We start from the raw sequence: 20,946 nt of genomic DNA, 5'->3' as shown, positions 1-20,946 counted from the left end.
AACTGCCCTCGTTCCAGGCGTTACTGAGCGAGATCCGCACTGGCCAGCGCCGCGTCCGCCGCGTAGATCTGCTGCCAGCCGCCCGGCAGTGTCAGCGCGTCGGCGATCAGCGTCGGGGTGGCGTCCACGGGGGCGGCGTACTGGTCGACGGAGATGCCGTCGCCCTTCGCGTCATGTACCGGTTCGTCAGCTCGCGAGGCGTGACGGCCGGTTTCCCGCTTATCGACCGAATTGCCCCGCTGTGTGGTCTCGGGGGCCGCGGCGCCGCGGTGCTTGGACGTCTTGGCGGGGGTCCCGGACGGCTTGCCGGACGGGGTCGTGGAGGCGTCAGGGGCGGGTGTGGTCGCCGAAGGGGATCCGGAGGGGGTCGTGGCGGACGCCGAAGGGTCGGGCGTGTCCGTGGCCTTCGGGGACGCGCTGCCGCTGTCGCCGACGCCGAGCACTCCGTCGATCACACCGCCGACCACGCCGCCGACCGTGCCGCCGCCGTTGTCGTTGCTCACACCGGTCGGCGCTTCGTCCTCGGCCGCCGGGTCGGACCCGGCGCCGGGGTCGACGTCCGGCGTGGCGGCGCTCTTCGTGAGACCGGAGACCGCGGCGCAACTCGTCCACGCCTGCGGGCCCTGCGCGTCGAGGACCTTCTCGGCCACCTGGATCTGCTGGGCGCGGCTGGCGAGGTCGGGCCGGCTGGCGTACTGGTCGCCCCCGAAGGAGTTCCAGGTCTCCTGCGACATCTGCAACCCGCCGTAGTAGCCGTTGCCGAGGTCCGCGCTCCACGTGCCGCCGCTCTCGCACTCGGCGACGTGGTCCCAGGTCGTGGCGTCTGCGGCGGAGGCGCCGGCAGCGCCGAGCAGCGGGATCGCGATCGCCGATCCGGTCACCCCTGCGGCGACGATCAGTGCGGGAGCCTGCCGAGGGCGGCGATGACGGCCGTTCGCGGACATGCGGTTGCCTTCCGTGTGACGGGAAATACGACTACACCGTGTGGCGGGTGGAGTTGTCGGTGAACGTAGCGGTACTCGAACGCCTGTCACAAGTCGATGCAGCGGAGATCACGTGAAAGTCACGGACTTGACGGTCCGTCAGCGGGACAGAGGTGTGAACTGCACCGGAAGCGTGCGCAATCCACGCATGATGAGCCCCCCACGCCACCGCAAATCGGAAGGATCCTCCGCAAGGCGCACATCGGGCAGCCGGGTCAGAAGTGTGGCAAGTGCGGTCCGCCCCTCCAGCCGGGCGAGGGGCGCACCGAGGCAGTAGTGGATTCCGTGCCCGTATCCGAGGTGTTGATTGTCACTCCGCGCGAGATCCAGCCGGTCGGGGTCGGCGAAGCGCGCGGGGTCGCGGTCGGCGGCGGCGAGGACGACGAGGACGGGGTCGCCGGTGGCGATGCCCACCCCGCCGACGGTCAGCGGTTCGGTGGCGTAGCGCCAGGTGGCGAGTTCCACCGGCCCGTCGTAGCGCAGGAGTTCCTCCACGCCCGTGGCGAGCAGCGCGGTGTCGCCCGCCGCGAGCGCTTCCTGGAGCCCGGTCCGCTGGCCGGGGTTGCGCAGCAGCGCGTACGTGCCGTTGCCGATCAGATTCACCGTCGTCTCGAACCCGGCGAACAGGATGATGAAGGCCATCGCCGCCGCTTCGTTCTCGGTGAGGTGCTCCCCGTGGTCGCCGGCCCGGATCAGGCCCGAGATCAGGTCGTCGCCGGGCTCCCGGCGCTTGCGGTGGATCAGTTCGGCGAGATAGCCGCGCATCTTCTTCACCGAGCGCGCGACGCCGCCGCGCGGGCCGCCGCCGTGCCGGATCATCATGCCGGCCCAGTCCCTGAAGTCGTCCTGGTCCTCGGCCGGTACGCCGAGCAGGTCGCAGATCGCGTAGATGGGGAGCGGGAAGGCGAAGTCGTGGATGAGGTCGGCCGAGCCCTTCGCCGCGAAGCCGTCGATCAGTTGGTCCGTCAACTGCTGCACGCGCGGCGCGAATTCGGCGACCCGGCGCGGGGTGAACGCCTTGGAGACGAGCCGGCGCAGCCGGGTGTGGTCGGGCGGGTCGATGTTCAGCAGATGCGTCATCAGATCCGCGTTGCGCTCGCCGGGGATCCCGGTCCTGCCCTTGGCGTGGGCGCTCCCCGCGTGGTGCACGGGGTTCTTCGACAGCCACGCGTCGGCGAGCGCCTGCTTGGCGTCCCCGTACCGCGTCACCAGCCACGCGTCGACCCCGCTCGGGAGCGTGGTCCTGTGCACCGGCGCGTGCTCGCGGAGCCAGGCGTACGCCGGGTAGGGGTCGGTGGCGAACTCCCAGGTGAAGAGCGCGGGCGCGGGGCCCGCCGGGGGCGCCGCCGGGCAGGTGGCCGGGGGCGTGGTCGCTGGGGTGGCCGGGTGTGTGGCCGGGGAGGACTGGTCGGGCATCCCCCGACCCTAACGACCCGCTCGCCCGGCCGGTCAGGCGTGGTCCGCCCCGCCGTGTCCCTCGGCCGCGCGGATCGTGTCCCTATATACACGCGCAGCAGCACGCAGCTCGGTCTCCGGGTCGACGCCCGCCTCGTCCGCCCGTACCGCCAGGGCCAGCAGCTCGTACCCGACGCCCGCACCCGGCGGCGGTACGACGTCCAGCCCTGCCGTGCGCACCCGCCCGGCGAGCTTCGCCGCGAGCGCGAGGCCCGGCTGGCCGAGCGGTACGCCGTCGGTGACGGAGTCGCGCTGCTTCTCGATCGCCTTCGTCCGCAGCCAGTGCGCCTTGACGTCGGCCGGGGTCGCCGCGGTCTCGTCGCCGAAGACATGGGGATGGCGGTGGATCAGCTTCTCCACGAGGGTGGCGGCGACATCGTCGATGGAGAACCGCGTGGTCTTCTCAGCGCGCTCGTCGTCGCGCTCGTCCCCGGTCTCGTCCCCGGTCTCGTCCCCGGTCTCGTCCCCGGTCTCGTCCTCTTCATCGGTCTCGGCGGGCAGGCCGTCCTCGGCGATGCGGGCGTGGAAGACGACCTGGAGCAGTACGTCGCCCAGCTCCTCGCGCAGCTCGTCGGCGTCGCCGTCCTCGATGGCCTCGACCAGTTCGTACATCTCCTCGATGCCGTACTTGGCCAGCCCCCGGTTGGTCTGGATCGACGACCACGGGCATTCGCGCCTGATCCGGTCCATCACCTGGACGAGATCGAGGAGCCGGGCGCCCGGCAGGTCGTAGGAGCCGGGGAGCAGTTCCAGGTCGGGCATCTGGACCCGGCCCGAGCCCGCGAGCCTGGCGAGGCCGTCGGTGAGCGGCCCGCGGCTGTCCAGCGAGGAGATCACCACGACCGTACGGCCGCCGGCGCAGTCGGCGACCAGCTCGTCGGCGCCGGGGGTGCCCTCTTCGACCCGGACGCCGGCTTCCCGTAGATACGGGAGCTGTGGGTCGGCCGGGTCGGCGCACAGCACGCGGTCGGCGGCGTGCAGCGTCTGCCAGGCCGGCCAGGACAGCAGTCCGGGTGCGACGCGGTGGCTGGCGGTCAGCAGGACGATACGGCCGGCCGGGTCCTGCGGCGGCGCTGCGGGAGCTTCTTGGGTCACCTGTCGAACCTACCGCCGGCCTGCGGTCAGGCGTCGCTCGGCTCCTGCTGCGGGGCTTCCTTGGTGACCTGCTTGATCCACGGTGTCGTGGACCGGCCCAGCGAGATCTTCGTGTTGTCCCACGTGCCGTAGCGCGGGTTGACGTCGACATGCATCGACTTCGACGTCTTCGCCAGCAGGGCGAGCACCTTCTGCTGGCCCTCCGGGGTCGTGGTGTCGCCGCCGACGGCCGTGGCGACCTTGGCGAGCAGGACGTCGCGGCGTACCGCGTCGTCGATCTGGTCGGGGGTGAGCGCGCCCTGCTGCAGCAGCACGGACTCGAACGCCTTCGCGCCGCCGGACTGCGCCTCCGCCTGCTGCCTGGCGGTCTGGATCTCCCGGCGCGAGGCGCTGACGCCCTCGTCGCTCGCGGCCCGCAGCAGGATCCGGTCGAAGATCATGCCGTTGAGCTTGTTCTGGTTGAGCTGCCCCGAGTTCTTGATCAGCTCGGCGGACTGCGGCGACGCCTCCTGCGCCTTGCGCACCGCGGCGACCTGGGCCTGGAGCGTGGACACCTCGATCCGCTTGCCGCCGACGACCGCCGCAGCTCCCGGGTGGGAGTCGCTGCCGCACGCGGTGAGCAGCGGGGCCGCGGCGAGCAGGACGACGGAGATGGAGAGCGCGGTGCGACGGCGGCGGTTCAAGGGGGCCTCCCGGGAGATTGTGCGGCGATGCACAAGCCTTGCAGTGATCGATGTTAAGCAGTCGGCGTGGTCTGGGCCACTGGTTCGACCAACGATTCAGGCACGGTTGTGGTCTCGGGGGTCCGCATGATCGTCCGCACGTGCATCACATCGGAAGTTCACCCTTCCGACATCTATCTCGAACCGGTGTTCACTTCGCCGCAGTCGCCGCGTTCACCGGAGGCTGCCTAGCGTCCTTCTGGATGACCTGGCGACGGTGGGAACGGACGGAACACAAGGGAATGACGCAAGCAACTTTGACCCCTGTACCGGAGCCCCTTCCCGAAGAGCGGAGTTCACCGCCCGCCACTCCGGAAGCCGCCGCACCGGCCGCCCCCGCACCACGGCACGACCGGATGCGGGCGCTCGACGGGCTGCGCATCGTGGCCGCGCTGATGGTCTGCCTCTACCACTACTCGGGGCGCGGCGGCGACATCACCCGCGCCTGGGGCGAATCGCCCCGCCATCTCTTCCCCGACCTGTCGGGGCTGACGGTCTACGGCTGCCTCGGCGTGCAGGTCTTCTTCGTCATCAGCGGCTTCGTCATCTGCATGAGCAGTTGGGGCCGTTCGCTCGGGGACTTCTTCCGCTCCCGCGTCACCCGGCTCTACCCGGCGTACTGGGCGGCCATCGTCCTGGTCACCGCGGCCTGCTTCATCCTCCCCTCGGTCAGCGAACCGCTGCGGCTGCACGAGGTGCTGGTGAACTTCACCATGCTCCAGCAGCCCACCGGCGTACGGCGGGTGCTCGGCGTCTGCTGGACCCTGTGGGTCGAGGCGCGCTTCTACTTCTTCTTCGCGCTGTTCGTGGTCTGGAAGGGCGTCACCTACCGCCGCGTCGTCATCTTCTCCGTGGTGTGGACAGCCGCGACCGCCTTCGCGCAGGTCGCCGACAACCCCGTCGTCACCGAAGTGGTGATGCAGGACAACGCGCCGTTCTTCATCGGCGGTCTGGCGCTGTACCTGATCCACCGGTACGGCAGCGACATACTGCTCTGGTCGCTCGTCGGCGTGAGCTGGCTGCTCGGCCAGCACTACGCGACGATCGCCCTGTGGAACCCGGCGACCGACCCGAGCCAGACGTTCGCGCCCCGCTCGCCGTACGTGATACTCGCGATCGTCACGTTCGCCTTCGCCTCGGTCGCCGTCGTGGCGCTGGGGTGGGCCCGCTGGGCGAACTGGCGCTGGCTGACCTTCGCCGGGACGCTCACGTACCCCTTCTACCTGGTCCATGAGCACCTGGGCTGGTTCGCCGTGACGATCCTGCACAAGAAGTTCGGCCTCGACCCGCGGCTGACGCTCATCGCGGCGGTCGTCTCGATGCTCGTCCTGGCCTGGCTCATCCACCGGCTGGTGGAGAAGCCGTTCGGACCGAAGCTGCGGCGGGCGATGAAGACGCAGGCCGCCCGGCTGAAGGCGGCCTGAGCCCCGCCGTTGTTCGTGCGGGGCTCGGCCGCTCAGGGGCCGTGGAACTGCTGCTGGCGCTCCAGCGCCCGCCGCACATCGGCCGCCAGCGGGTGGTACGGGCCGTAGAGCCGCCCGATGTCGTAGAGCAGATCCCCCAACTGCTGGTGCGCCGCCGCGTGATCGCCGACGGCCAGCAGCAGATTGCCGATCCGCTGGCGGATGTCGAAGGCGCGGTCGTGGTCGGCGCCGGGGCGCTGCTGGTTCTCGAAGTACGGCAGCAGCGCCCGGTATTCGGCGAGGGCCGCCGCCGCCTCGCCCAACTGCTCAAGGCACAGGGCCGCGTCGAAGCGGAACTGCAGTGCCTGGGTGTCGCCCGCACCCGACTCGGCCGCCCGGTCGTCGGCGAGCCGGCGCAGCTCGGGCAGGGCCCTGCGGTACTGGCCGTCGTCCATCAGCGTCGCCGCGTACTGCTTGCGCAGGATGCGGACGACCGGTGACGACTCGCCGTGCTCGGCGGCTGCGGCGGGCAGGATGGAGCCGAGGATGTCGACGGCCTGGGTGATGCTGCCCTCGCCGAGCAGCCGCTTCACCTCGTCGACGGCGGCCGCCACATCGGGGCGTTCGGCCGGTACGGGCTGTTCGGGCCTGGCGGGCACCGGCACCGACGGCGGGCTGGTCGCCCGGTCGGGCCACGGCGCGTGCGGGCGGCTGAACGGCCTGGTCGGGTCGAGCGGTCCGGCCGCGGGAACTCCGCGCGGCGGCAGCATCGGCACGAGCTGCTCGTACACCTCCTGCGCTCCCGCGGGGCGGTGCTGCGGGTCCTTGGCGAGCAGCCGCAGCACCAGCGCCTCCAGCGGCTCGGGGATGTCGGGCCGGATCCGGCGCACCGGCAGCGGCGCCTCGTACAGATGGCGGTGGAGCACGCCGAGCACGGTCGATCCCGCGAACGGCACGTTCCCGCTGAGGAGTTCGTGCAGGAGCACGCCGAGCGCGTACAGGTCGGTGTACGGTCCGACGGCGCCGCCCATGGCCTGCTCGGGCGCCATGTAGGCGGGGCTGCCGATGGGCGATCCGGTGTGGGTCAGGCGCGTGGTGTCGGAGTCGATGACGGAGGCGACGCCGAGGTCGAGGACGGTGACCGTGCCGTCCGGTTTCACCATCACGTTGCGGGGCTTGAGGTCGCGGTGCACGATCGGCACCGCGTGCACGGCGGCCAGCACCGCGCACAACTGGGCGGCCACGGAGGCGGCCCACGGCCAGGGGTACGGGTCGTGTTCGGCGAGATGGTCGGCGAGGTCGGCGCCTTCGACGTACTGCATGACGAGATACAGGTCGTCCCCGTCACTGCCCGCGTCATGGACGGTGACCAGACCGGGGTGGTCGACCTGCGCGGTGACCCGGCACTCGCGCACGAAGCGGCGGCGCATCTCGTCGGCGCCCGAGGCCGCCGCCATCCGGTCGGGGCGCAGCAGCTTCACGGCGACGCGCCGGTCGAGGCGCTGGTCGTACGCCGTCCAGACCTGGCCCATACCGCCCTGGCCGATGATCGTCGACAGCTCGTAACGGGCGGCGATGACCCGTCCGTTCACCGGTCGTCCTGCCGTTTGCGCAGGATGTCACTCAGCTCGTCGAGTTCGGCGCGCACCTGGTCGATACGGGGGTGCCCCGGCTGCGGGTAGCCGGGCTGCGACTGGCCCGGCTGTGACTGGCCGGGCAGCGACTGGCCGGGCTGTGACTGGCCGGGCTGTGACTGGCCGGGCTGCCGTGGCACCGCGCCGGGCTGCGGGTGGGCCCCGGCCGGCCGGTCGGCGGGGACCGGCGGCGGCGGAGGTGTCGGCAGCGGGCCCTGCTGCGGTACCGGCCGCGCCTGCGGCCGCATCGGGCCTGTGGTGGCCCGCGGGTGCGGGTAGCCGTAGCCGGGCTGCGGCGGCACGGAAGGCGGGTAGTACGGCGCGGGCGCGGGCAGTTGGCCGCGGAACCTGCGTATGTCGAAGGCCAGGTAGTACGCGATGCTCACCGCGCCGAGGAGCATGACGAAGCCGAGCGCCACGTCCGTCCTGTAGTCCGACTCGGGCAGCGAACCGACCACGGCGAACGCGCCGATCCCCAGCGGGAGGCTCAGCGCGACCGCCGTCCAGTCGTACCAGCGGCCGCGCAGCAGCGCGATCCGGAACAGCGGTAGGCAGGACAGGGTCCCGCAGGTGAGCGCGGCAGACGCGGTGAACAGCACCCGGATCGTGACGACCACGCCGTGCGAGGACGGGGGCCGGGGCGCTGAGGGCGGCACAGGGCCGTGCATTGCTGCTCCTGACGGGCCTGGGAACGAGGACGCGGAGGTACGAGCGTATACACCGACACCGACAGCGGTCGCCTGGTTGTACCGAACCGTTGTCAGCAGCGTCACATCGGTACGGAACCGTCCGTCAGCCCGTCGTACAGGCCCTGGACCAGCCGCTCCCCCAGGGTCCCCGCCAGCCTCAGCGCCCCCTCGAACTCGGCCAGCGCGCGGAAGTGTTCGCCGTGCCGCCGCTGCTCCTCCAGGGGCAGCCGGGGCAGTTGGAGACGGCGTACGTCGAGCCGGGCGGCGGTTGACGCGTAGCTGCTGGCCTGGCGGTTGTTGGCGGTGCCGCGCAGGAACCCGGCGAGGAACCACGGGTCGAGTGCCGCCGGATCGGGGCGCAGCAGTTGGAGGTTGCGGCCGAGGGCCGCGCCGGCCGCAGTGTCGTCGACGACCCGGGCCACCGAGCCGCCGCCGAGTACGGGTACGACGACGTCGCCCGCCCGGACCAGCACGGGCTCCTCGCCGGGCCCTTCGGGCAGGGTGCCGGACGGTTCGGTGCCCGCGACGACGTCGTGTTCGGTGAGGACGCGCACGGGCCCCGCCGGGCTCGTACCGGCGCCGCCCGCGCGCAGCTCCAGGACGCCGGCCCTGGCGAGTTCACCGACGGTGGTGCCGGGGCGCCGGGGCCGCACGTCACCCGCCGCCTCCGACGGCGCCGGGGTCAACTCGACGGTCCGCCGCAGCGCTTCGGTCAACCGGTCGCGCACGTCGGCCAGTTCGGCGGCTCCCCCGCTCGCCGCCGGGGGCGGCAGATGGCGGGCGGGCGCCAGGTCCACGTCGTCGTCGAGGAGGTCGATGACGGGCACGGCCCGGCTGATCCCCGGCTCGTCCGCCGGGGCGCCGTCCTGGTCGAAGGCGCGCCAGGCGTCGGTGACGGTGGCGTGCACGGCCGCCCAGTCGAGGCTGTCGCGGCCGCGGCCGACGCCGTCCGGATGCCCGGCCGAGTCCACCAGCAGCAGTTCGGGGGACGACCGCAGCCCGTCGCCCGGCCGCCGCAGCACCCACAGGTGCAGCGGGACGCCGTAGGGCGGCGCTGCGCCCGCCGGCAGGGCCACGACGGCGCGCAGCGCGCCGCGGCGCAGCAGATCGGCCCGCACCCGGCGCCCCGAGCGGCGGGACGCCGCCGCGGGCGGCATCAGCAGGACGGCGGTGCCGCCGGGCCGCAGATGGGCCAACGCGTGCTGGACCCAGGCCAGTTCGGACTCGGTGCGGGCCGGGAACCCGTACTCCCAGCGCGGGTCGTAGGCGAGTTCGTCATGGCCCCAGTTGCGTTCGTTGAACGGCGGGTGGCACAGGACGGCGTCCACGGTCAGCCCGGGGAAGGCGTCGGCGCGCAGCGAGTCGCCGGTCCGCGTGCCGACCTCGGCTCCATTGCTCAGCGCGAGCCGGAGTCCGGTGAGCGCGGCCAGTTCGGGGGCGGCCTCCTGCCCGTACAGCGCCGCGGGGTGCGGTACGGCGCGCAGCAGGGTGCCGGTGCCCGCCGCCGGGTCGAGGACGGTCACGTCCCTGGCGGTGGCGCCCGCCAGCGCCGCCATCAGCGCCGCTGCGCCCGGCGGGGTGAGCGTGTACTGCCGGGGGTTGGCGTCGAGATACCTGCCGAGCAGGAACTCGAAGGTCTGGTGCGCGCCGAGTTGGGCGGCGAGTTCGGCGGCGCCGCGCAACAGCCCGGCGGACGACTGGAGTTCGCGCGCGGTGGGGGTGTGGACAGCGCGCCCCGCCGTGCCGCCGAAGCGCGGGCCGAGCACCTCTTCGAGGGCGACGGGCAGCAGTTGGGCGAGCCGGGTGTCCGACGCCCCGGCCAGGCCGAGCCAGTCGGTGGGCCGCTCCCGTACGAGCAGCAGGACGCAGCCGGTGCGTACGAGGGCGGTCGGCGCGCCCGCCGGATCGCCCGACAGCTCCTGCCAGACCCGCTCCCGCAGCGGGATCTCGGCGAGTTTCCCCTGGTCGCGCAGCCACTGCTCGACCTCGGGCAGGGCGAAGGACGGGCTGGTCTCCGTACCGCCCACGGGCCGGGGGAAGTCGGCGTGCCGGCGCCGCCAGTTGCTGACCGCGGCCCGGCCGACTCCGGCGAGCCGGGCGATGCCGGCCGCCGTCACCTCTGCTGCGCTCTCGGGCACCTGGCTGCCTCCTCACGGCGCGGACTGATGTGGCACCGATCATACCGTCGCGACCGAGAAACCCGGATTCACAGTACGAGACCGAGTAAGAGTGTAAATCCGTGTTGACTCGGTTCACAGACTCTGTTGTTATTAACGCATCGCCGCCCGCGATGACCGGCTCCCTCACCCCATCGGAGACACCCCATGCCTTCTCCCGCCGTTTTCCGCCGCCCCAGACACCGCGCCATCGGTTTCAGCCTCGGCTGCGCGATCGCCGTCGCCGCCCTGGCCGGCTGCGGGCCGACCAGTGACGGCAAGGGCGTCGGCCAGGGTTCGGCCGCCGCATCGGGGCCGGCCTCCGCCACCGCCACCAAGAAGCCGGCGCCGTTCGCCAACCTCTCGGGCCCCGACATCGTGAACAAGTCCCTGAAGGTCACCCGGGGCGCCACGTCGCTGACCATGCAGGCCGACGTCCAGGACCCCACCGACGGCCGCGTGCTCTTCACCATGGCCGTCAGCACCAAGGGCGACTGCGCCGGCCATGTGTCGATGAACGACGAGGGCAAGGTCGTCGTGTCGAAGGTCGGCAAGACCGTCTACATGAAGTTCGACGAGGAGTTCGTACGGGCGCAGGGCAAGAACGACCCCAAGGCCGAGACGGACGCGGCGGTCGACATGCTCGCGGGGCGCTGGGTGAAGACCTCCGCCACGTCGGACGAGGGCAAGGAGTTCGCGGCCTTCTGCGACCTGGACACCCTGCTGGCCGACTTCGAGGGCGAGGACACCGTCGCCCGCAAGGGCCCGCTCGCGACCGTGGACGGCCGTCAGGCCATCACGCTCACCGAGTCCGACGGCAAGAGCCAGTACAAGATGTTCGTCGCCACCGAGGGCAAGCCGTACCTGCTCAAGCTGGTCACCACCGGCGACGAGCCCGGCAGCGCGGTGCTCAGCGGCTTCGACGAGCCGGTCGGCGCGAAGGTGCCGACCGACAAGGACATCCTCGACCTCGACACGCTCTAGGCCGTGTCCGCCGCCGGACTCCGGGCGATGCTCAGCCGCCGCACTGGGCGAGCATCGCCTTCTTGTCCGCCGACGTCACCGGCAGGTCGTACTTGACGGACACCTGCGCCACCCGCACCGCGTAGGAGCAGCGGATCTCCTTGTTGGGCGGCAGCCAGGACGCCGGGCCCGAGTCGCTCTTGGCGCCGTTGGTCGAGCCGTCGACCGGGATGAGGTTGAGCGGGTCGTTGGCGATCTGCTCGCGCTTCGACTCGCTCCAGTGCGCCGCGCCCATCTGCCAGTCGTACGACAGCGGCATGACGTGGTCGATCTGCACGGCGCTGGCCTTGGCCTTGACCCACTTGATCGTCTTGCCGGTGTACGGGTCGTGCAGGGTCATCGTGGCGAGTATGCAGTCGGACCCCGAGCGGAACGTGGCCTTGAGGCCGTCCCGCTTCAGTACGTCGTTGCGGGTGTCGCAGCCGTTCCTGGACAGCGGCACCTTGTCGACGCCGTCCTTCCACGCGTAGCCGAACTCGTCGCGCTCGTAACCGGTCTTGGGTCCGCGGCCCTTGGTGTCGACCTTGTCGATCAGCGCGCGGGCGGCCTTCTTGTCGGCGGCCGAGGTGAGCGGGGCGAGGCCCCGCTTCGTACCGTCCGGGTTGTCGAGGGGGCTGACGCCGAACGTGCCGCTGGGCGCGTGCGCGCCGCTGTCCGCCTCCCCGCCGCCGCCAGGGGCCGACGCCCCTGGTGAGCCCATGTCACCGCCCAACTCCGTCTTGCAGCCCGTCAGCAGAAGGACGGAGAGGGCGACGGCGCCGCCGCCGAGGCATGTTCGCGTAATGCTGTTCCCGAGAGTCCGCACGAACAGACGTATGCCCCGTTCGGTACCGATCAGCGCGCCGGAACGGGACCCAATCGTGAAAAGGCCCCCGTGAGGCCCTTCTTGAGGAACTTCGCCAGCGGCCGCTCGACCAGACGGTGGATCAGCCAGCTCAGCACGAGCATGCCGACGATGAGTCCGCCGACCAGCAGCCGGGCGTCGACCCGGTCGTGCCCGGAAGAGGACATGGGATGATCTTGATCACTACAGGGTGCGCTCACCGTACTCTCGCGGCTCTGCCGGTCGGTGGCTCGTTCAGCCCCGCTTCCAGCGGCTGCTCCAGCAGCCGCTTCAGCAGACGGGCGAGCGGGCGCTCGACGAACCGCTGGATGGTCCAGGCGAGCAGCAGCATGCACAGAGCGACCAAGGCAAGCACGGCAGCCGGTGACATCTGGTCGCGGAAGTTGAAGATCAGTAGCAGCCCGAGGTGCTCATGGGTGAGGTAAAGCGGATAGGTCAAGCTGCCGGCGGTGACGAGCCACCGCCAGTTCATCCAGGAGAACCACCCCAGCGAGATGCCCGCGATGGCGAGGAAGAACAGGGTGACGATCCCGAAGCTCCAGGTGCCCGACAGATGTGTGTTGATGATCCCGCCGAACCGTTTGGTCTCGCCCAGGACGGCGTTCTGGGCGATCAGCCAGGAGATGCCCACGATGCTCCACGGCAGGACGTGAGAGCCGAAGTGGTGGATCAGGTAGAAGCCGATACCGGCGACGAAGTAGCAGGAGTACTGGGGCACCAGCACCATGTTCAGGAACGGTTCGTCCAGCGCGAGGGCGAGAACCGAGGCGATGGTCCACAGTCCGCAGAACACCACGGTGTTGAGATAGGTGACGCCCTTCCAGACGACGAAAGCGAAGAGCAGGTAGAAGCGCATCTCCACCCAGAGCGTCCAGAACACACCGTCGACGGACGAAGAGCCCAGCGGCTCGTGGAGCATGGTCAGGTTGAGCAGGATGTCGTGGAAGCTCATCCGCTGCTTCACCACCACCGGATAGAGCTCCTGGGCGACGATGATCAGCACAATCGCTGTCCAGTAGGCCGGATAGAGGCGGGTCACCCGCGACCGGAAGAACTGCCCGGGGGTGCGGCCCCAGCAGCTCATGCAGATGACGAATCCGCTGATGATGAAGAAGAATTCGACGCCCAGCCAGGCATAGTCCGCGACGGGTTCCAGGCCTGGCAGCACGGTCCTGCTCTGCTGTCCCCATGCGCGACTGGCGTTGCCTCCGCGGGCGAGGTAGTGGAACAGCAGTACCGACAGGGCCGCCAGCAGGCGCATGCCCGTCGAGAGCGTAGAGGCGTGGTCGGGGACTTTGGCGCGGCTCGGACGCCACCACGTGCCGTGACGGCCCGGGTATCCCGGACGGGGAAACATCCGTCCCTTCGCGGGTCGTGGTACCTGACGTTGTCATGCAGAGAACTCGCTCTTCCTGTCGGGCGCGTCGGTAGGCCGCGGTGCCGGTTGATCGGCATCACGCGGGACGCGGGTACCACGCGGAGCCGGAAGGTGAGGGCGCCCGAAGGCTCCTGGCGCGCGGCCGTACCTGCCATCGGCCCGGCCGCGATACCCCCGCGTGCCGTCCCGGTGGCTGCGGCACCCGCCACTCGTCCGCGGTCTTTCAACCTGCTGCACGCCAATCGCCCGTCCGGCCCCGCACATACGTTTTAGCCGTCATCCCACCCAACCGGGTCAGAGTGAACCGAAGGCGTCCAACAAGCGAACGCGAAGCTCGGGAACCGCTCAACAAGCGTGACAGCCCGGCAGAGAACCTGCCGGGCCGCTGCGAGGGAGCGAGGCCAACTGCGCTTCGCTCAAGGATTCAGATCAGTAGACCTCAACGCCGTACCAGGCGAGGGCCTCATTGGCGGGCTGGTAATAACTTGCGCAGTAACCGTTATTGATGCCGGACTGGATGCCAAGCGCATCATTCCCGAAGAACAGAGGCCCACCGCTGTCTCCGAGGTTCCGGCAGATATTCGTCTCATCCATGCCCGTGACCCGACGACCGCTGGTATAAGTTATCGTCTGATTCTTGTATGTAAGACTTCCGCAATTGAATCCGCTTGTCGCACCGGATGTGCAAACATTCTCGCCGATCCTACTGTCACGCGAGTATCGGATATCCAGGACAGTATCGCCACCGGTATCGACGTTCCCGACGTAAGGCACGTCCGGGTTTTCCGAGTTCACCAGGCCGAAGTCGTTCCCATTCGCGATGTTGTGCCCCGTCGTGTGACCGAGAAGATTCCCGTTGGAATTCACCCACCGATTGTTGACATCACTGGTGCAGTGCCCTGCGGTAACGAACCCCAATACCGAAGGGTTGTCCTTCAGTCGCACACTGAACCCGTACGAGCAGTTGATGTTTCCGTTGGAGATGAAATCGCCACCGTTGATGGGCCTCGTCGCCGACTCGGCGCTTTCACCCGCTATGCGAATAATTCGCGCAGCACCGCCGTAGGGCTCGACGAACTGAGCCAGCGCCGCGTATTCCGCATCACTGACAGTGCTGTCCGCGCGAACAAGAACCTGATTGGCCGGCACATCAACGCCCCAAATCGTGCCGGGAGTTCTGAAGTTGTCGTCGAGTTTCTGCTTGATCGCGTCCAGATAGGCGCTGTCGTACGCCACATCTCTTGCGATGGCGCCGGACCCCTCGACCGCCTTTGCGGCGGCGTCGTCCGTCACGTTGACGACAAAACGACCCTTGGCCTGGTCGAGGTATATTCCGCCGGTACGCGAATCCCCCAGCCGATCGGCGAGATCCTGAGTTTTCTGACCGCTCGGGCCGTCCGCCACTGCCACGTCGTGCGACAACAGGCGGTCGGGTTCTTGTGCGCTCGCACTCGACGTTGCCCCCAAGACTCCGGTGAGGAGTGAGATGGCTACCAGGATTTGAGCGGGACGAGTAAAACCTCGGATTGCTTTCACAGTTCCTCCATGATCGACCAGTGTGGAGGAGATTCAATCCTCCACACCCTTCACGGACACAACGGAATCATGAATTCCGACCCTCGTGATCCTCATGGCCGAAAAGCGCCGAGGCAACTCAAAAGGGACTTGAGAAGAGTCACGAACCCAGAATCGTCGCCAGGAACTCCCCGGTCCACGACAGCAGTTCACGCCCCACGACCGGCTTGCCGCCGATCTTGCCCGCCGTCGGGCGCGGCACCAGGATCTGGTGCGCCGCCGGCTTGATGACCGTACGGGGATGCAGCCGCTTGAGGCGCAGCTCCTGCGACTCGCGCAACTCCACCGGCGCGAAGCGGATGTTGGCGCCCTGGAGGACGATCTCGCCGACCCCGCAGGCCCGCGCCAGCATCCGCAGGCCCGCGACCAGCAGCAGGTTCTCCACCGGCTCGGGGAGCTTGCCGTAGCGGTCGGTCAGCTCCTCCCGTACGGCGGCGATGTCCGCCTCCGAGTTGGCGGAGGCGATCGAGCGGTACGCCTGGAGGCGCAGCCGCTCGCCCGGCGCGTAGTCGTGCGGTACGTGCGCGTCGACCGGCAGCTCGATCTTGACCTCCAGCGGCGGCTCCTCCTCCACACCGCCGTCGACCGCCGTGCGGTAGTCGGCGACCGCCTCGCCCACCATGCGTACGTACAGGTCGAAGCCGACCCCCGCGATGTGCCCGGACTGCTCGCCGCCGAGCAGGTTCCCCGCGCCGCGGATCTCCAGGTCCTTCATCGCGACGTACATACCGGCGCCCATCTCGGTGTGCTGGGCGATCGTCGCCAGCCGCTCGTGCGCCGTCTCCGTCAGCGGCTTCTCCGGCGGGTACAGGAAATACGCGTAGCCGCGGTCGCGACCGCGGCCCACCCGGCCGCGCAACTGGTGGAGCTGGGACAGGCCGAAGTTGTCACCGCGCTCCACGATGAGGGTGTTGGCGTTGGAGATGTCGATGCCGGACTCCACGATCGTCGTGGACACCAGCACGTCGAAGCGCTTCTCCCAGAAGTCGACCACGACCTGCTCCAGCGCGCTCTCGCCCATCTGCCCGTGCGCCGTCGCGATCCGCGCCTCGGGCACGATCTGGCGCAGCCGGGCCGCCGCCCTGTCGATCGACTCGACCCGGTTGTGGATGTAGAAGACCTGGCCCTCGCGCAGCAGTTCACGCCGTACGGCGGCGCCGATCTGCTTCTCCTCGTACGGCCCGACGAAGGTCAGCACCGGGTGGCGCTCCTCCGGCGGGGTCGTGATCGTCGACATCTCGCGGATGCCGGTGACGGCCATCTCCAGGGTGCGCGGGATGGGCGTCGCGGACATCGTCAGCACGTCGACGTTGGCACGCAGCTTCTTGAGCTGCTCCTTGTGCTCGACACCGAACCGCTGCTCCTCGTCCACCACGACCAGACCGAGGTCCTTGAACTTGGTCTCGGACGAGAACAGCCGGTGCGTACCGATGACGATGTCGACGGACCCCTCGCGCAGCCCCTGGAGCGTCGCCTTGGCCTCCGCGTCCGACTGGAAGCGGGAGAGGGACTTCACGACGACGGGGAACTGCGCGTACCGCTCGGAGAACGTGCCGAAGTGCTGCTGCACCAGCAGTGTCGTCGGGACGAGCACGGCGACCTGCTTGCCGTCCTGGACGGCCTTGAACGCGGCGCGCACCGCGATCTCCGTCTTGCCGTAGCCGACGTCGCCGCAGACCAGCCGGTCCATCGGGACGGTCTTCTCCATGTCCTCCTTGACCTCGGCGATGGTGGAGAGCTGGTCGGGCGTCTCCACGTAAGGGAAGGCGTCCTCCAGCTCGCGCTGCCAGGGGGTGTCGGGGCCGAAGGCGTGGCCGGGGGCCGCCATCCGCGCCGAGTACAGCTTGATCAGGTCGGCGGCGATCTCCTTGACGGCCTTCTTGGCGCGCGCCTTGGTCTTCGTCCAGTCGGCGCCGCCGAGCCGGTGCAGGGTCGGGGCCTCGCCGCCGACGTACTTGGTGACCTGCTCCAGTTGGTCGGTGGGGATGTAGAGCCGGTCGCCGGGCTGGCCGCGCTTGGCGGGGGCGTACTCGACGAGCAGGTACTCGCGGGTCGCGCCCTGGACCGTGCGCTGCACCATCTCCACGTACCGGCCGACGCCGTGCTGCTCGTGGACGATGAAGTCGCCGGCCTCAAGGGTCAGCGGGTCGATGGTCTTGCGGCGCTTGGTGGGCAGCCGCACGCCTTCCTTGCCGGCCGCCTTCTGGCCCGACAGGTCGGTCTCGGTGAGCACGGCGAGCTTCAGCGCGGGGTCGACGAAGCCGTAGTCGATGGAGCCGCGCGCCACATGCACGACGGACGGGGTGATGTCGGCGAGGCCGCGCCCGCCCGTCGACTCGGGGGTGTCGAGCCGGGCGGGGATGCCCTCGCCGCTCAGCACCTCGACCGTGCGGGCGGCCGTGCCCTGGCCCTCGGTGACGAAGACGGTGCGCCAGCCGTCGGCGAGCCAGCCCTTGGTGTCGGCGAGCGCGCGTGCGGTGTCGCCGCGGTACGACTCGGGGGCGCGCATCCCGAGCGTCAGCGCGTCGGCGCCCAGCTCCTCGTCCACGGCGAACGGTGACACCGACCACCACATCATGCCCAGCTCTCGGGCCCGGTCCCGGACGTCAGCGATGCCCCACAGGGAGGCGGCGCCCACGTCGATGGGCGCCTGGCCGCCGGTGGCGCTGGCGGCCCAGGACGCCTGGAGGAACTCCTGGCTGGTCGCCACCAGGTCCGATGCCCGGGTCCTTACCCGCTCGGGGTCGCAGACCAGCGCCATCGAACCGGCCGGCAGCACGTCCAGCAGCAGCTCCATGTCGTCCACGAGGACCGGCGCCAGCGACTCCATGCCCTCGACGGCGATCCCCTCGGCGATCTTGCCCAGCAGCTCGCCCAGCTCGGGATGCAGCTCGGCGAGCGCCGCCGCCCGCTCCCTGACCTGCGGCGTCAGCAGCAGCTCCCGGCAGGGCGGCGCCCACAGACCATGCTCGGCGACCTCCAGGGACCGCTGGTCGGCGACCTTGAAGTAACGGATCTCCTCGATCTCGTCGCCCCAGAACTCCAGCCGCAGCGGATGCTCCTCGGTGGGCGGGAACACATCGAGGATCCCGCCCCGTACGGCGAACTCGCCGCGCTTCTCGACCAGCTCCACCCGCGCGTACGCGGCGGCGGCGAGCTTCTCCGTCACCTCGTTCAGATCGGCGCTCCCGCCACTGCGCAGCGCCACCGGCTCCAGATCGCCGAGCCCCTTGACCTGCGGCTGCAGCACGGACCTGATGGGCGACACGACGACGCTGACCGGCCCCGCCGACGGATCGTCCCGCACCGGGTGCGCGAGCCTGCGCAGCACGGCGAGCCGCCGCCCCACGGTGTCGGAGCGCGGCGAGAGCCGCTCGTGCGGCAGCGTCTCCCACGACGGGTACTCGACGACGGTGTCCGGATCGAGCAGCGTCCGCAGCGCCGCCGCCAGATCCTCCGCCTCGCGCCCGGTGGCCGTCACCGCCAGCACCGGCCGCCCGGCCTCCCGGGCCAGCGCGGCCACGGCGAACGGCCGCGCCGCGGGCGGCCCGACCAGATCGACATGCATCCGGTGCCCGTCGGTGGCGGCCTTCACCGCTTCGGCGAGCGCCGGGTCTCGTACAACGGCGTCGAGCAGACCGTGCAGGCTCATGAAGGGTGCTTCCGTCCGGTTTCCTGGTGAGGTCGCCGCCCGGGAAGGGCAACGCGAAGGACCCGACACGTAAAACGGGCCGGGGTCCTCCAGAGTACGACCCCCCACCACCCCCCGCCCCGCGGGCACCGCCCGCCGCGGCCCCGCCGCCGCGGCCCCGCTCGCAGCGATGCGGGCCTTCCGCGGCTACGCGGGCGGCTCGGGCGGTCGCCATACCCCGGATCTGAGGTCGGCCAGGACGTCCCGGCTGACCGTCGTGAAGTGGTGGTCCGCGCCCAGGCTCCGCTCGCGTCCGGCGACCACTGCGGCCATCAGTTCGGCTGCGGTGTCCGTGTGCCCGAGCGCCGCCTGTGTCTGGGCGTGCAATTGCCGAGCCGCCAGTACCGCGGGGTAGTCGGGCCCCAGCACCCGTTGGTAGTCCTCGACAACCTGGCGGATCTCGTCGTCGGCCGACCGGTGGTCACCGAGGACGAACTGGACGCGCGCGTGGTTGTGGCGCGCGGCCAGGGTGACCGCGTGGTCCGGGCCCAGGTGACGGGCGCAGACGTTCGGCAGGGACAGCAGCGTGTCGTCGGCCTCGGCCTCCGCCGCGATCTCCCTCGCGGTGAGTATCGCCAGCAGGCTGACGCGCGAGCGCAGAGTCGCGGGGTGCCGGGGCCCGAGCGTTGCCTTCCTGCCCGCCACGACCGAACGAAGGAGTGCCACGGCTTCCGCACGACTGCCGTGGTTCGCGAGCACGAGTTGCAGTCCCTGACCGCTGTCCAGGGTGTCCGGATCGTCGGCGCCGAACAGCCTGAGCTGTGTGGACCGCACGCGGCGCAGCAACGGCTCCGCCTCCTCGTACCTTCCCAGCCTGAAGAGGGAACGTCCGGTCCTGGCGTAGGCGGCGAGTACCAGCCGGTGCTCATCGCCGAGCGCTCTTTCCGCGAGGGCGGCTGCCGCGCCGGCCGTCTCCCAGGCGGACAGGTAGTCACCGGTACGGTGCAGGGCCGTGGCCAGACGCGTGGCGACGCGCAGCGCGTCCGCCGCGCCGGACGGCTCGGCGGTTCTGCGCAGCAGAGCCAGGACGTGCGGCGCGAGCAGGCGCAGCCGGGGGTCGTACGGTCCGGCGGCCGGGACCGCCGGTACGGCAGCGTCCAGCAACCGGACGGCGGTCGGGTTGAGCACGGCGAGGTCCGTCGGAGGTGTTGCCGCGGCGACCGTGTCGAGGAGCACTCCGTGGCTGAGTGCGCACCGCAGATCGCCGAGGTCGACCAACTGGGTCAACGAGTGGTCGAGCAACGCGGCCAGCGCGGTCCCGGTACTGCCCGGGGCAAGGACCGCACCGATCTCGGGACGGTTCAGGACGGACAGCGGCAGCGGCTCGGGGGCGTATCGGGCCAGCAGCCTCACGAGCGCGACAGCCTGTGGCAATCCACGTTCCACAAAGGAATCGAGCGTCAACTGCCACGTGCGGCCGACCAGATGGCGCGGGTCTTCCTCGGCCAAGGCATCCGCCCCTTGGTCGATGAACTCCGCGGCTTCGTCCTCTTGGAGCCGCCGTCCGTAGAGATCCATCGTCCAGGGATCGATCAGTTGATGCGCCAGGAAACCGCCCGCGAGCGTGAGCGCCAAGGGCAGCCGCCCCAGCCGGTCGGCGACCTCGGCCGCCTGCTCCATCGTCCCGCTGCCGGGGGCGAGGTCGCAGAGCACCTGGGCGGCGTCCTCGCGCGGGAGCACTCCGATGTGCTGCAACTCAGCGCCGGGCCACCAGCGGGCAGCCGCACGCCGCGTCGTGACCAGAACGGTGCCGCGCGGGCTACCGCGCAGCCAGCTCCCGTCGCGGAGGATCGCCGGGTCGTCGGCATTGTCGAGCACCAGGAACCAGGGCTCGGCCGATTCATCCAAGTAGTGCCACACGAGATCCGCCGCGGGGCGGTGCCCTTGACGGGCCGCCAGCAGTTCGCTGTCGCGGGCGCCCCGGTCGGCGGCGGCTGCCAGCATGCCGGCCCGGAGACCGGCCCGGTCGGCGGCGTTGACCCACAGGCCCACCCGGCGGTACTCGACGGTGGCGACGTCGAAGAACGCCTGCGCGACAGCGGTCTTGCCGCAGCCGCCCATGCCGTGCAGGACGTACACCTCGGCGCCTCGTCCCGATGTGAGGCCCTCGCGTAAGCGCGTCAGCACCTCGCTCCGGTCGCGAAGGACCAGGGGCGTGTGGCCGACCGCCGGGCGACGGACGGAGTCAGGTCCACCCGCGACGCCGCGCCCGCCGTCCACGTAGTGGTGGTGTTCGGTGATGTGCTGGTCACCTGTCGTCTGATAGACCCGGCCGTCGTCCTCGGCACGGCCGTCCAT

At 70.5% G+C, this 20,946-nt stretch carries 15 protein-coding genes; 2 read left to right on the top strand and 13 right to left on the bottom strand.

Features of this window, described 5'->3' with window-relative positions:
* Positions 1-20: 20 nt before the first annotated feature.
* The 4 genes from ACZ63I_RS04880 to ACZ63I_RS04865 all read right to left on the bottom strand — a co-directional run bounded on the left by ACZ63I_RS04880 (position 21) and on the right by ACZ63I_RS04865 (position 4,216).
* Positions 21-944, bottom strand: coding sequence for a transglycosylase family protein (locus tag ACZ63I_RS04880; protein WP_469335346.1), 924 nt, complete (start codon positions 942-944; stop codon positions 21-23).
* A gap of 138 nt (positions 945-1,082) precedes the next feature.
* Positions 1,083-2,399, bottom strand: coding sequence for a cytochrome P450 family protein (locus ACZ63I_RS04875; RefSeq protein ID WP_469335344.1), 1,317 nt, complete (start codon positions 2,397-2,399; stop codon positions 1,083-1,085).
* 33 nt (positions 2,400-2,432) lie between these two features.
* Positions 2,433-3,533, bottom strand: a complete 1,101-nt coding sequence (locus ACZ63I_RS04870) for a nucleoside triphosphate pyrophosphohydrolase (protein ID WP_469335342.1) — start codon at positions 3,531-3,533, stop codon at positions 2,433-2,435.
* A 26-nt stretch (positions 3,534-3,559) separates the two neighbouring features.
* Positions 3,560-4,216, bottom strand: coding sequence for a SurA N-terminal domain-containing protein (locus ACZ63I_RS04865; RefSeq protein ID WP_469335340.1), 657 nt, complete (start codon positions 4,214-4,216; stop codon positions 3,560-3,562).
* A 281-nt stretch (positions 4,217-4,497) separates the two neighbouring features.
* Here ACZ63I_RS04865 and ACZ63I_RS04860 point away from each other — a divergent pair, with 281 nt between their 5' ends.
* Complete coding sequence (locus ACZ63I_RS04860) at positions 4,498-5,679, top strand: acyltransferase family protein (protein ID WP_469335338.1); 1,182 nt, start codon at positions 4,498-4,500, stop codon at positions 5,677-5,679.
* A gap of 32 nt (positions 5,680-5,711) precedes the next feature.
* Here the strand turns inward: ACZ63I_RS04860 and ACZ63I_RS04855 are convergent, their stop codons facing one another.
* From ACZ63I_RS04855 to ACZ63I_RS04845, 3 genes are all read right to left on the bottom strand, one after another.
* Positions 5,712-7,250 (bottom strand): serine/threonine-protein kinase, encoded by a 1,539-nt coding sequence (locus ACZ63I_RS04855; RefSeq protein WP_469335336.1) that lies wholly within the window; start codon positions 7,248-7,250, stop codon positions 5,712-5,714.
* Complete coding sequence (locus ACZ63I_RS04850; protein WP_469335335.1) at positions 7,247-7,960, bottom strand: hypothetical protein; 714 nt, start codon at positions 7,958-7,960, stop codon at positions 7,247-7,249. Before ACZ63I_RS04850 ends, ACZ63I_RS04855 begins: the two co-directional genes overlap by 4 nt.
* A gap of 101 nt (positions 7,961-8,061) precedes the next feature.
* A complete protein-coding gene (locus tag ACZ63I_RS04845; RefSeq protein ID WP_469335333.1) occupies positions 8,062-10,119 on the bottom strand; it encodes an N-6 DNA methylase in 2,058 nt (685 codons plus the stop codon).
* A gap of 186 nt (positions 10,120-10,305) precedes the next feature.
* On the opposite strand from ACZ63I_RS04845, the gene ACZ63I_RS04840 reads away from it, so the two are divergent.
* Entirely contained in the window at positions 10,306-11,121 is an 816-nt protein-coding gene (locus ACZ63I_RS04840; protein ID WP_469335331.1) for a hypothetical protein, read from the top strand.
* 31 nt (positions 11,122-11,152) lie between these two features.
* Here ACZ63I_RS04840 and ACZ63I_RS04835 read toward each other — a convergent pair whose 3' ends face one another.
* From ACZ63I_RS04835 to ACZ63I_RS04810, 6 genes are all read right to left on the bottom strand, one after another.
* Positions 11,153-11,860: an HNH endonuclease family protein gene (locus tag ACZ63I_RS04835; RefSeq protein WP_469335567.1), complete on the bottom strand. Its 708-nt coding sequence runs from the start codon at positions 11,858-11,860 to the stop codon at positions 11,153-11,155.
* A 134-nt stretch (positions 11,861-11,994) separates the two neighbouring features.
* Positions 11,995-12,171 (bottom strand): hypothetical protein, encoded by a 177-nt coding sequence (locus ACZ63I_RS04830; RefSeq protein ID WP_469335329.1) that lies wholly within the window; start codon positions 12,169-12,171, stop codon positions 11,995-11,997.
* A 29-nt stretch (positions 12,172-12,200) separates the two neighbouring features.
* Positions 12,201-13,265: an acyltransferase family protein gene (locus ACZ63I_RS04825; RefSeq protein WP_469335328.1), complete on the bottom strand. Its 1,065-nt coding sequence runs from the start codon at positions 13,263-13,265 to the stop codon at positions 12,201-12,203.
* Positions 13,266-13,811: 546 nt separating this feature from the next.
* Complete coding sequence (locus tag ACZ63I_RS04820; protein WP_469335326.1) at positions 13,812-14,918, bottom strand: S1 family peptidase; 1,107 nt, start codon at positions 14,916-14,918, stop codon at positions 13,812-13,814.
* A 139-nt stretch (positions 14,919-15,057) separates the two neighbouring features.
* A complete protein-coding gene (gene mfd / locus ACZ63I_RS04815) occupies positions 15,058-18,609 on the bottom strand; it encodes a transcription-repair coupling factor (protein WP_469335325.1) in 3,552 nt (1,183 codons plus the stop codon).
* A 186-nt stretch (positions 18,610-18,795) separates the two neighbouring features.
* Positions 18,796-20,946: a tetratricopeptide repeat protein gene (locus ACZ63I_RS04810; RefSeq protein WP_469335566.1), complete on the bottom strand. Its 2,151-nt coding sequence runs from the start codon at positions 20,944-20,946 to the stop codon at positions 18,796-18,798.

The organism is Streptomyces sp. NPDC087906, from assembly GCF_055584925.1.
The sequence above is the reverse complement of the archived record's forward strand: the minus strand, read 5'-3'. Positions and strand labels throughout refer to the sequence as shown.

Bases quoted from the DNA above. Each gene is read 5' to 3' on its own strand.
- ACZ63I_RS04880 (WP_469335346.1), bottom strand. From the start codon at position 944: ATGTCCGCGAACGGCCGTCATCGCCGCCCTCGGCAGGCTCCCGCACTG.
- ACZ63I_RS04875 (WP_469335344.1), bottom strand. From the start codon at position 2,399: ATGCCCGACCAGTCCTCCCCGGCCACACACCCGGCCACCCCAGCGACC.
- ACZ63I_RS04860 (WP_469335338.1), top strand. From the start codon at position 4,498: ATGACGCAAGCAACTTTGACCCCTGTACCGGAGCCCCTTCCCGAAGAG.
- ACZ63I_RS04850 (WP_469335335.1), bottom strand. From the start codon at position 7,960: ATGCACGGCCCTGTGCCGCCCTCAGCGCCCCGGCCCCCGTCCTCGCAC.
- ACZ63I_RS04840 (WP_469335331.1), top strand. From the start codon at position 10,306: ATGCCTTCTCCCGCCGTTTTCCGCCGCCCCAGACACCGCGCCATCGGT.
- ACZ63I_RS04835 (WP_469335567.1), bottom strand. From the start codon at position 11,860: ATGGGCTCACCAGGGGCGTCGGCCCCTGGCGGCGGCGGGGAGGCGGAC.
- ACZ63I_RS04830 (WP_469335329.1), bottom strand. From the start codon at position 12,171: ATGTCCTCTTCCGGGCACGACCGGGTCGACGCCCGGCTGCTGGTCGGC.
- ACZ63I_RS04825 (WP_469335328.1), bottom strand. From the start codon at position 13,265: ATGCGCCTGCTGGCGGCCCTGTCGGTACTGCTGTTCCACTACCTCGCC.
- mfd (WP_469335325.1), bottom strand. From the start codon at position 18,609: ATGAGCCTGCACGGTCTGCTCGACGCCGTTGTACGAGACCCGGCGCTC.
- ACZ63I_RS04810 (WP_469335566.1), bottom strand. From the start codon at position 20,946: ATGGACGGCCGTGCCGAGGACGACGGCCGGGTCTATCAGACGACAGGT.